At 34.3% G+C, this 12,006-nt stretch carries 6 protein-coding genes; 1 reads left to right on the top strand and 5 read right to left on the bottom strand.

The window, feature by feature from the left end:
* From P2W75_RS15945 to P2W75_RS15955, 3 genes are all read right to left on the bottom strand, one after another.
* Complete coding sequence (locus tag P2W75_RS15945; protein WP_276381238.1) at positions 1 to 3,285, bottom strand: TonB-dependent receptor; 3,285 nt, start codon at positions 3,283 to 3,285, stop codon at positions 1 to 3.
* Positions 3,286 to 3,356: 71 nt separating this feature from the next.
* Positions 3,357 to 4,280, bottom strand: coding sequence for a FecR family protein (locus tag P2W75_RS15950; RefSeq protein WP_276381239.1), 924 nt, complete (start codon positions 4,278 to 4,280; stop codon positions 3,357 to 3,359).
* Positions 4,281 to 4,363: 83 nt separating this feature from the next.
* Complete coding sequence (locus P2W75_RS15955; RefSeq protein ID WP_276381240.1) at positions 4,364 to 4,888, bottom strand: RNA polymerase sigma-70 factor; 525 nt, start codon at positions 4,886 to 4,888, stop codon at positions 4,364 to 4,366.
* A 265-nt stretch (positions 4,889 to 5,153) separates the two neighbouring features.
* Between P2W75_RS15955 and P2W75_RS15960 the strand changes: the two genes are divergently transcribed.
* Positions 5,154 to 6,212, top strand: coding sequence for a phosphatidylinositol-specific phospholipase C1-like protein (locus tag P2W75_RS15960; protein WP_276381241.1), 1,059 nt, complete (start codon positions 5,154 to 5,156; stop codon positions 6,210 to 6,212).
* 245 nt (positions 6,213 to 6,457) lie between these two features.
* Here P2W75_RS15960 and P2W75_RS15965 read toward each other — a convergent pair whose 3' ends face one another.
* Complete coding sequence (locus tag P2W75_RS15965) at positions 6,458 to 8,389, bottom strand: metallophosphoesterase (protein ID WP_276381242.1); 1,932 nt, start codon at positions 8,387 to 8,389, stop codon at positions 6,458 to 6,460.
* A gap of 653 nt (positions 8,390 to 9,042) precedes the next feature.
* Positions 9,043 to 11,895 (bottom strand): RICIN domain-containing protein, encoded by a 2,853-nt coding sequence (locus P2W75_RS15970; protein WP_276381243.1) that lies wholly within the window; start codon positions 11,893 to 11,895, stop codon positions 9,043 to 9,045.
* Between the last annotated feature and the right edge of the window lie 111 nt (positions 11,896 to 12,006).

The raw sequence follows: 12,006 nt of genomic DNA on the forward strand, positions 1-12,006 counted from the left end.
TTATAATTTTAAAGTTGCTCCGAAACTGATTGTTCTGGAAGTTGGATAACTTGCATAATCGATACCAATAGATTGGTTTCCTCCGTTTGCTTTTGGACTATTGATTAACGGATCGTATCCTGTATAATTAGTGATTGTAAGCAGGTTGCTTCCTGTTACATAAAGTGTTAAACCGTTGATCCAGTTTACACCTTTTAAATCAAAATTGTAACCAATACGAGCTGTATTTAATCGAATGAAATCAGATTTTTCTAAGAAAAGTGTCGATAAAATTGGTGAATTTGTTGGGTTTGCACCTGATTCATAATATCCTGTAGCAACGTTTCTGTCTGATGCTAAGTTGTTTATGTTTAATGCGTTTAAACCCGTATTATTCAATAAATAACCTCCAGTCTGACCAATGATTGAGAATGAAAATGAGAAATTTTTGTATCTCATATCACTGTTTAAACCATAGTAAAAAGTTGGTAAAGCACCTTCGATAATAATTCTGTCGCTGTTGTCAATTTTACCATCGCCATTTTGATCTTTAAAGATATTAGCTCCTTTACTGTCAAATCCAATATGTTCTAACAAATAGAATGAACCTGCTGCATAACCGCTCTTGTAAATATTAGCATTTACACCAGATTGTCCAGGACCTGAAATTGTACCTGTAAGTATTTCTGAAACCGGAAGATCTTCAATTTTGTTATTTAAAGTTGCACCGTTTGCATCAACACTCCATGTAAAATCTTTTGTATCAACGATTTTAGAACCTAACATAATTTCAAAACCTTTGTTAATGATTTTACCTTGATCAATATTGGTCCAAACCGTTGTAGTTGGGCTTAAAGGTGAAGATGGAATATTCAAGATCGCATCTGTAGTCGTTTTATTGAAATAATCTACGGTTCCGTATAATTTATCATTCCATAAACTAAAATCAGCACCTACGTTATATTGTGTAACAACTTCCCATTTCAAATCTGGGTTTGCAGTTCTGTTTACCGAAACACCATTTACTAAATTCAAATCATCATATAAATAATATCCGTCTGCTCCAGATAAAGAGTAACTTGCTTTAGTAAGCTTGTTTTGTACTTCCTGATTTCCTGTTTGTCCCCAGCTTAATCTTAATTTTAAGTTGCTGATTGCTTCAACATTTTCTAAGAAACTTTCTTTAGAAACATTCCATCCTAAAGCGAAAGAAGGGAAATAGCCGTATTTATTATTTTCTCCAAAACGAGTAGAACCGTCAGCTCTCATCGAAGCTGTTAAAAGGTATTTGTCGTTAAAAGTATAATTTAATCTTCCGAAGTATGATTGAAGCTCATTTTCTTGAGCATAACCGACTGTTCCTGATTGTGTTCCTGCAAAACCTGGATTGATTGATGGTTTTACACCAACACCTTGATTCGCAATTCCGTCAATATTAAAACTAGTTCCTGATCTTTCAAATTTTTGGTATGAAAATCCACCAAGAGCTTCAATTTTGTGTTTGTCTAAAGTAACATTGTACGTTAAGTAATGCTCAACCAATGCATTTTTAGAATCAAGATTATTTTGTACGTATCTTCCTTTTGGATTTAAATCGGTTAAGTTTGGAAAAATAGTAGTGTTTCTTTCTGCAGAAGAACGGTCGATACCAAGGTTTAATTTGTATTCTAATCCGTTGAAGATTCTTAAAGAAGCTTCAAAATTTCCTAAAACTCTTAACGTACGTGTTTGATCTTCGTAGATACTTAATAAATACGCTGGATTGTAATGCGCATTCATATTAAAGTTGGTGTAATTTCCATTAGCATCAAAAACAGATCTTGTTGGGTTAGCCATTAAAGTGTGCACTAATAATTGTCCGTTCGAACCTCCATCATCACTCGTTGGAACTCCGTCGTCTTTCGTTTCGCTGGCAGTAAGGTTAAATTTTAATTTTAAACGTTTATTGTCTAAAAATGATTCAGCTGCATTAATTCTTCCCGTTAAACGTTTAAAGTTGCTGTTTCTAACAATACCTTCTTGATCTAACTGCGATACAGATGCATAGTAGTTTCCTGATTCTGTTTGTTTAGAAAAAGCCAAAGCATTGCTTTTTGTAACAGCTTGTCTAAAAATGACATCTTGCCAATCTGTATTTCCTCCGTGGTCAAAAGCTGGATCTTTAATTGCTTTTCTATATTCGTCAGCACTTAAAACATCTAATTTGTGTGCTACAGTCGAAATTCCTAAAGATGAATCAAAAGTTAACGTTCCGTCTCCTTTTGCTCCTTTTTTAGTGGTTACCAAAACAACTCCATTCGAACCTCTTGCTCCATAAATTGCAGATGCAGATGCATCTTTTAAAACGGTAATAGATTCGATATCACTGTTATTTAAAAAGTTCAATGGATTTTTAGCAGCAGAACTACCAAAACCAACATTTGATCCAGAAGGACTCACATCGTCATTTGACAACGGCACACCATCTACAACAAATAAAGGTGTACTTCCGCTTCTAATAGATCCAACTCCTCTAATGGTTACATTTACTCCTGCTCCTGGCTCACCACTTGTACTTACTACACGAACACCGGCTACTTTTCCCTGAATTAAGTTATCTGGAGAGATACTTACGCCTTGCTTAAATTGTGAAGCATCTAGCTGTGTTACCGCACCGGTTACGTCTTTTTTAGATTGTTTACCGTAACCTACAACCAAAACTTCATTTAATTCTGCTGTACTTGGTTCCAGCTGAATCGTCATAAAAGTATTTTGAACAGGAAGTGTTTTTGTTTTATATCCGATGTATGAAATATCAATTGTTTTTCCATCTCCAACGGTAATTTCAAATTCTCCATCGAAATTTGTAACAGTTGAGTTTGAAGTTCCTGTTTCAACAATAGTAGCACCAGGAATTGGCACTTTATTTTCGTCAACAATTTTTCCTTTTACTTTAATTTTGTCAACAGCTTTGGTATTTACCGCTTTTGGCGCCGCTGTTTTCTGAATTAAAACTAATTTTCCACTGATATTGTAGTTGAAACTCGCTTTTTTTGAAAGCTCATTCAAAATTTCGGTAACAGATTCTCCTGTGTAATTTACAGTGTAAGTCGTATTATCATTGATTACAGCTTGTCCGTAACTGAATTTATAATCCGTCTGCTGACTTAATTTTGAAAATATAGAGACAAGAGTTGCTTTTTCTATTTTATTTTTTACTTTTGATTCCTTTGAATTAGTTTTACTAAAACCACTCTGAATGGTCAGTAACGCTAGTACTAAAAAGAATAAACTCTTTAGATTTAAATAAGAAGGTTTAAAATACATGATTTAAGTTATTGGTTTTTTTACGATACTTAATGATAATGAGCAGCTGTTCCCGCAGCTGCTTTTTTGTTTTAATCCACTTTTACTATTTCGCCATAAACTTTGAATTTTAGGTTTGTGATATAATTTATTTGTTCTAAAACATTCTCCAATGTTGCGTCTTTCTTTATAAATACCGTTAACGGCATTGCTAATACTTGTTCATTATCATATTGAAATGAAACTCCGTATTTATATTGTAAAATGGTGATAACCTGTTTAAGTGTGGTTTCATTTAAAGTGATATCTGTTGTGTACCAGTTTACCAAAAATGATTTATTGGCCATTAATTTGGTTAGTTTGTTCGATTCGAACAAGGCTTCTTCATTCGGAACTAAATCAACGCTCTGCCCTTTTGAAGTCACATTTACTTTTCCGGTAACTACGATAACTTCACATTTTGATTTCGACATCTGAATGTGAAATGACGTTCCAACTACTTTGGTTTTTACGTCACCCGAAGTAATAATGAAAGGATGTTTTTTGTCTTTGGCTATTTCAAAAAATGCATTTCCTTTTAAAAGGGTAACTTGTCTTTCATCTCCTATAAATTTTTCAGGATATTGAAATGATGAGTTTGCTGCCAGATAAATTTTCGAGCCGTCACTTAATTTGATAGATTTGGGAATCGAGGACGTTTTAAATGATAATTGCTTTTCAGCTGCAATTTGAGGTTTTAACAAAAAACCTAATCCAACAAGAAAAAGAATACTGGCAGCGGCCATGTATTTTATATACGGTTTAATGGTTTTCTTCTTCTCCATTCGAAGCTGAATTCCATTATAGATATTTTTAGATACTTCTTCAGAATCTCCCATAGAAGTTTCATCCCATTCTGCTTTTTGGTATTCGCTTAAAGCGAAATTCATCAAAAGATTTTCTTCTGCTTTTGAAGTTTTATTTCTCGAACTTTTATCTATTAAATGTTCTAAACTATGCTTTAATCGTTTTATCATAATACATATTGTTATCTATAAGTACCGAAAGTTTAAAATCGTACTATCCAGAAATATTATGAAAACATTAACAGAGCGTTATCTTAAAAGTTTTGTCGAAAAATAATGAATGGAGCCAGCCAGGCAAGGTCTTTCAAGCCTTCGCGTAATTGTTTTAAAGCCGATGAAATTTGATTTTTTACGGTTTGTTTTGAAATTCCAAGTTCGTCTGCAATCTGATCGATTGACATATCTTGAAATTTATACATAAGCAAAACCTGTTTTCTCTTTTCTGGAAGCTGGTCTAATAAGGAATATAGTAAATCCATTACTTCAGGATCGATAGACGAAAAATTATCAATTATATAGTCTTCGAATTTGTCTTCCATAATCGTCTTATCGAAACGATTATTCTGGTAATGCTTGAAAATTTGATTTTTCACCGCACGAAACAAATAAGGTTCGATGGCATTAATATTTACATCGTCTTTTCGTTCCCATAAATCGATAAAAACATCCTGAACAATATTCTGTGCCAAATCTTTATCCTGAGTCATGGTATAGGAAAAGGCATTGAGTTTCTGCCAGTATTCTGTATACGTTTTTTCGAAAATTTCAGGATTCTTCATTGCTAAAATTGGTCACATTATAAGATGTAAAATAATAAAATGTAACACCAATGCTTTTTGCCTCAAAGTTATCTTTCGATTAAAAAATAAATGTTTTTGATGTAGAAATACTACTATTTTGAAGCCGACATGATAATAGTTTTGCGATTTCTTTTCGTTTAGCTAACACAAAAATTAAATCACAATTTTACTTTAGTAATACTCAAAAAAAGCAATTTTCTTTTGCTGCGTCCCTTAATTCACTCATTCTAATTTCATTAAAATCATGAAACAAATTTTGTTTGCATTATTTTTTGCAGGGATACAATTGGGCCACGCACAAAATGATACTTTAAAAATCAACCAAATACAGGTCATTGGTTCACACAACAGCTACCGCCATGCCATTGAAACGGATTTATACAATCTTATTCAAGCGAGAGATACTACGCGTTCGCTAAAAGGTTTGCAATACACACATATTAGTATTACAGATCAATTAAACAAAGGATTACGCAATTTAGAAATAGATATTTTCGCTGATGCAAAAGGTGGAAAATACGCTCATCCAAAAGGTTTGGATATTGCTAAATCTGAAGAAGCTTACGACCCGAACGGACTAATGAAAAAACCGGGTTTTAAGGTTTTCCACATGCCGGATATTGATTTTAGAACTTCGTGTTATACTTTCGAAATCTGTCTTCAGGAATTGAAAAAATGGTCGGATGCTAATCCTGGTCACGTTCCGGTTTTTATTACGCTCGAACCAAAAGACGGAGACGCGAATTTCTTCGGAACAAAACCTGAAGATTACACTGCTGCTGTTTTTGACGAAATGGATAAAGTAATCCGTAAAAATCTAGGAAAAAACAAATTGATTACTCCCGACACGGTTCGCGGCAAATACAAAACGCTTGAAGAAGCGGTATTAAACAACAACTGGCCTACGCTGAAAAATGCCAAAGGGAAATTTTTATTTCTATTAGATAACAACGGCGCAAAAAGAGATTTGTACGCATTAAATCATCCGTCCCTTAAAGGACGCGCCGTTTTTATAAATGCTGAACCGGGAAAACCGGAAGCAGCCTGGCTTTTCAGAAATAATTCAGAAGATCCACAAATTGCAGATTTGGTAAAAAAAGGATACATAATTAGAACCAGAGCTGATTCTGATACCAAAGAAGCGCGTGCAAATGATTATTCGCATTTTGAAGCCGCTAAAAAATCAGGTGCGCAGGTTATTACAACCGATTATTATCTGCCAAGTACTTTCTTTAATTCTCCTTATCAGATTAAATACGATGACGGAAGTTATGTTAGAACAAATCCTGTAAATGTACCGTAAATTTTAACCCAAAGTACGCTAAAATTTTTAGCTTAGTTTGGTTCATAAACGCAAAGTCCGCAAAGCTAAATTGATTAAGCTTTGCGGACTTATTTTTAATATTCTCGCAAAGACGCAGAGTCGCAAAGAATATAAAACTTTGCGAGATTAAAAAACTTGGCGTGCTTTGCGTAAATCTTAGCGTACTTTGCGGTTAAAAATAATCATATGACGGTTTAAAAAACTGAAAACCGAGACTGAAAAACTTATTCAACACTCTTAACTTCCCCATTTTTCAAATCGACCGAAAAATGATCGGCAGGAACTTCATGCATGAATTTATTGAAGATTACGAAAAATAATTTCATCTGTTTTTGCAGAGGTGTATCTTTTGAAAAATCCGATTTAGAACCTTCTAAAAATAAATTAGAAATAACTTTATATTCTTTTGCTCTTTGAGTTCCCACATCGGCAAGAGCCAATTCATCCGCGCTTCTAAAACGGTAAAAATCAATTAAAAGATCATTTCCTGTCCAGTTGAAGTCTTCTTTTTTAAGATTGTTCTGTGTTAAAATTTCTACCGATTTTGCTTCAGCTTCATTCCATTCTTTTTGAAACTGAGGTTTATTTTTTAGAATAAAATCAAAATCTTTATCAGATTTCATGTTCGCTAAAACCAATAAATCTTTAGCAGAAACATTCAGAATAAAATCTTTAAATGCAGAAGGCCAATCGTCTTTCAAGAAGCGAAGACGTACCAATTCTTTTAAATGAAAATCGGTAAAATCGTGATAACTTTTGGTTTTCAAAATATCAATATTCCAAATGTCTTTATCGTTCTGACGCTGCAGAAATTGATATTCCATTTTATACAAATCAAAAAGTTCGTCAAATCCTGAAACCTCATTTATTGTAATAGTTTGAATATCTATACGATTGTCTTTTTGAATCGTCAGTAATTTATAGGCTGGAATATATGCTGCAAGCGAAGGTGTTTGAACATTAACCAATGTATTTCCTTTTCCTGTTGTGCGAACTCCGGTATCATTGATATGCATATGTCCGCCAAAGTGAATTTTCAATCCGGCATCGGCAAAAACTTGCGCCACTTCTTCAACTGGAACGCGGTTTAACTGCCATTTATTCGGCCCTAATAATTCTTTAATTTCTGCGGAAGCACCATCATTAAAATCAATCATAGGAAAATGACTGAACGCTACTAAAGTTTTACCTTGAAGTTTGGCTTCCGCCGAAATATCCTGAACCCATTTTATAAGATGTTTTTTGTTGGAAAGTACATTATTATATCCTGTACTGGCTTCAGAATAACTTTTTGAATCTTTAGGATCGGCAGCATTTTTCTTTGGGATATATACATTTCCGTCGATAGCCATTAACCAAAGTCCGTTAATAGGTTCTACCACATAGCTTACATCAGGAACTTCATATCCGGGTTCTACTTCGTAAACTCTGTTTTTTAAAAGAGAACCTTCAACTGCTTTTTTATAATTGTAGTTCTGGCTATTGTAAGTGCTAAATGGAGTTGCCCAGAACTTGTATTTTTTATTGGGATAAAAACCAAAATTTTTAAGGTTATCAGTTATGCCTAAATAACCCATTTTAGCAATATCGGCTGTTATGACAACTGGCTGTTCGATATTCATGTTAGGCTTATACATGCCGTCTTTGCTAAAAATGGGCTGGCTCTTTCCTTCTTTACCTAAGAAATCTTCTTTTCCCGATTCTTGAGCAAATGGTCCAACCGGATCGTGATTTCCGGTGGTTATAAAAAACTCAATATTATATTTTTTCTGATATTGATCTAATATTTTCTTCAATCCTCGCACGTGTATCGGCTGTCCGTCATCTGTATAATCACCCGGAAGTGCCACATATTTTATCTTTCTTTTGGCAATATCTTCAAGTGCTGCGATGAAGGCAAAATAATTTTCATTGAAAATTCTCGTCGAATGTAACTGCGAGGCCATCGTTCTTATTAACGTATATTTTCTGGTTTTGGTATTTAAAACACCTTTAAAATCATTATCAGAAAACGTACCAAACAAATCCTGAAGGTGTACATCTGATAAAAAAGCAACCTGAACTCCTTCTAAATTCGGGGTTTTCTGCGCTGAAATTTTGATATTAAAAAAAATAAAAAAAACGCAAATATTTAGGAAAGTAAATCTTGAATACATAAGCAGCAACTTTAACAAAATGGAATTATTAAAAGTACGGAAGCTTTTAATACGCAGCAAGTTTATTGATTTATAGCTAAAATGAGTTTATCCTATTGTTATGGAATAATAATATTTTGTAATTTTTATTATAATTGAAAAATATGCAGTCCCTACGGGACAATGATGTTGCTGGTGTATTCCATATTCTACCGATATTTAACCTCTAACGAGGTAATTCTTTTAGGAATTAAATATCGGTTTTATACCAACGTTTAGCTTAACGAGGTAATTCTGTTAGGAATTAAATATTGGTTTTCTACCACTGTTTAACCTCTAATGAGGTAATTTCGTTAGGAATTAAATCTGTTTTCTACCAATTCTTAACCTCTAGCGAGGTAATTTCGTTAGGAATTAAATCTGTTTTCTACCAATTCTTAACCTCTAGCGAGGTAATTTCGTTAGGAATTAAATCTGTTTTCTACCAACGTTTAAACGAGGTAATTCCGCTAGGAATTAAATATCGGCAGATAAATATATCGTCATATAAATTGTCCCGTAGGGACTATATCTATTTCTAACAAATTTAAAAAGGCTGTCATTTCTGACAGCCTTTTCATTACATTAAAACCAAAAAATGTAATGATTAAACCAGTATGGCAACTCGGTTAAAATTATTTTTTAATGAAACGTTTTATGGTTTGTTTTCCATCTTTTTCTAAAACAATAAAATAAATTCCTTGTTTTAAATTCGAAACGTTCAAAGTGTTATCATTTACTTTTTGAGATCCAATCACTGCTCCTTGCGAGTCAATAATATTGATTTTTCCTCCTATAATGTTGGTTGTAAATGATAATACATCTGCAACCGGATTTGGATATACATTTAAAGCAATGTTATCTGCTAGATCAATTGCCGCTGGTGCTGCATTTCCAATTTTTGTAATTCTAATCCAGTTGATGTTCATTCCGGTATTCTGAATATAGATTCCGAAATTGTATGTTCCCGCATTTACGTTTACAGTTTGTGTAACGGTCTGCCAGTTCTGCCATCCACCTGTGTTTGGAATATCAACATTTCCTAAAATAATTGCTCCGGCATTTAAATCAGAAGATAATCTTCCTCCGGTTACAGCACTTGCCACTCGGTATTCGATTAAATAAGAACCTGTTGTTGGGAAATTAATGTTATTATAAGCCAGCCAGTCACCAGTTTCGGTATAACCAACATTCGAACCTCCGCCGGTGTCTGTCGTGGCTTCAACCTGAATACCGCTCATTGCAGAGTAGTCTTCAGCCTGAATTAAAGTTGATGTTTGAGATGTTGTTGTAGCAATCAGTTTCCATTGTCCGCAAGTTTGATTGTTGTTGTCCCATTGCTGCACAATTGCGCCAGAAGCTGTACTTGCTCCAGCAACCTCAACAATTCTTCCGCTGTGACGGGCTACAATTTTATAGAAACCGTCTCCTGTAGAAACTAGAATAAACTGCTGATTTGTAGTTCCGTTATACGGATATTGTTCAACTCTTGCGCCATTTGCTTTATTAAAATTATTTACATCCATAGATTGGCCACTGTGGTTGGCAATAATTTTATACATTCCATCTCCTAAATGCGTAAACGTAAATTTCTGGTTATTTCCAGAATTTAAAGCACCTTGGTTGATTCCAGATCCGTTTGACAGACTTGAATTCCAAACATCCATATATAAACCGCTGTTTCGGTTTTGCAAAAAGAAAGTCTGGTTTCCTAAAGTGGTCGTTCCGTTAGCAATAACTCTAATTGAACTTACTTTATCATTCCAAGTGGTGTTTAAACATGAATTATCAGAATTGATGACAGTTGAAGTTCCTGTAAAGTTATCATCCATATATAAAATCGCTTGATATCCTTGAGTGATTTTTAAAGAAGAAATATCATCATTTAAAACGCCTAATGAATTTAAACGAGCTAAATTGTAATCTCCAATGGTTAATCCGCCTGAGAAACCTGTGTAGTTACAATCTTTATAAACCGTAATTACATCTGTCGATGAACTAACATTTCCTCCTGGTGGAATTGTTCCGGTAATCGAATAACTACCAATAGAACCATAAGCCGAATAACCACCGCTTCCGGCATTTCCTGCTCCAGTTCCATCAACTCCAATATAATATCTGCCTGCTGGAAGATTAACATTCATAGACGCATTTAAAGCAAACGGATCAGAATTCCAATACGTTCCCATTTCTGCTCCAGAAGAATTGTATAATCTGATTAATAAATGTAGATTTCCATCACGGCTTACTGTGTTTGCGTTTATAGAAACATTTCCTCCTCCTGTTGTAAAAGTGAAAAAATCATAATCAGCTTCGCTGGAAATAATTCCATTTTTTTGATTGATTTGTCCGTTTCCATTATAATCTAAATTTGCCGCTGAAGCAATAGTGTTTCCGTAATCATCACCGCGATATCCTACTCCAAATTTGGCACTGGCTATAATCGCTACATCATCTTGTTTGTTGTTGGCATTGTTGTATTCGCCTTTACTCCATTGTACTACTGGTCTGTAATATCCAGCACCCATAATTGGCGCCCAAGAAGTTCCGTCTAAACCTAAGAAATAATCTTCGGCTGGGCTTGTGCGTCCGTCGTGTCCAAGATCAAAAGTATGTCCAACTTCGTGCGAAGATGCATCACCACCTGATTTTCCAGAGGTAATAAATACCCAGCATGGCACATCATTATCCCAGTTAAAAGAACCAATATAGGCTACACCACCTGCACCCGGAGCGGCAGTATTGGTTGGCGTAATTACAACACGCATTCTTCTGTTTTTAGGATATGAATTGAAAACGGCTTCGTTTGTGGTAACATTTACGTTAAAAGGGCGATAATCTTCTGAAACTACTTCCCAATGCTGTTGTACGGCTGCATCAGTCATTCCTGATGGCGCTGCATTGATTGCATTTCCGTTGTTCCAAAGATTTCCTGCTGGCATATAATAGCCGTCAAAATCCAGCATCACACAACCTGCTGCACCTGGTAAGCTTTGCAGATCCAGTAAAGCTGGAGCGATTGCTGCCGCTGCGGTTGTTTTACTCGCGGTATTGTCTTTTGTTGGTAGGTTTTTATAATCAATACAAACCAAAGTATTGATATCTACTTTTTCTACAAAAGCATTTCCTTTTGCATCAGAGAAATATTTGTAGGCTTCTTTTGTTTTTTTTAGAAGAATGTGACCTTCCAGAGATTTGTCTTTTACTTTAATGTAAAAAGAAGATTGAGGAATGTTTTTAATTTCTCCAATCAAAAATTCGCTTGATTCATTGGATTCTTTGTAATTAATTTTTCCGTTGAAACTTGTTTTTTCAGCTTGAAGCAGAATACTTTTTTCTGTTCCTTTTGAAGCGGCATTTTTTCCCAGTTCTTTTTTCAAACTATTCATAAATGTTTTACTCGATCCTAAAGAGGTCTGTGCAAAAGCAAAACTTCCAAAAATCAAAAATGCAAGCACGCTTAAACTAAATCTGTAATTGTTTTTCATATAATTGGGGTTTAGGGGAATACTTATAATTGTAACACATAAGTCACATTCATTTTTTTAACACTTAAACCGCTTTTCTTTTGTTTAAAAAAAAGCAATAGTGATCTGTGA

It is taken from the genome of Flavobacterium sp. H4147 (genome assembly GCF_029360735.1).
In the GTDB taxonomy this organism is placed as follows: domain Bacteria; phylum Bacteroidota; class Bacteroidia; order Flavobacteriales; family Flavobacteriaceae; genus Flavobacterium; species Flavobacterium endoglycinae.

Coding starts and splice junctions, on each gene's coding strand:
- P2W75_RS15960 (WP_276381241.1), top strand. CDS start 5,154: ATGAAACAAATTTTGTTTGCATTATTTTTTGCAGGGATACAATTGGGC.
- P2W75_RS15950 (WP_276381239.1), bottom strand. CDS start 4,280: ATGATAAAACGATTAAAGCATAGTTTAGAACATTTAATAGATAAAAGT.
- P2W75_RS15945 (WP_276381238.1), bottom strand. CDS start 3,285: ATGTATTTTAAACCTTCTTATTTAAATCTAAAGAGTTTATTCTTTTTA.
- P2W75_RS15970 (WP_276381243.1), bottom strand. CDS start 11,895: ATGAAAAACAATTACAGATTTAGTTTAAGCGTGCTTGCATTTTTGATT.
- P2W75_RS15955 (WP_276381240.1), bottom strand. CDS start 4,888: ATGAAGAATCCTGAAATTTTCGAAAAAACGTATACAGAATACTGGCAG.
- P2W75_RS15965 (WP_276381242.1), bottom strand. CDS start 8,389: ATGTATTCAAGATTTACTTTCCTAAATATTTGCGTTTTTTTTATTTTT.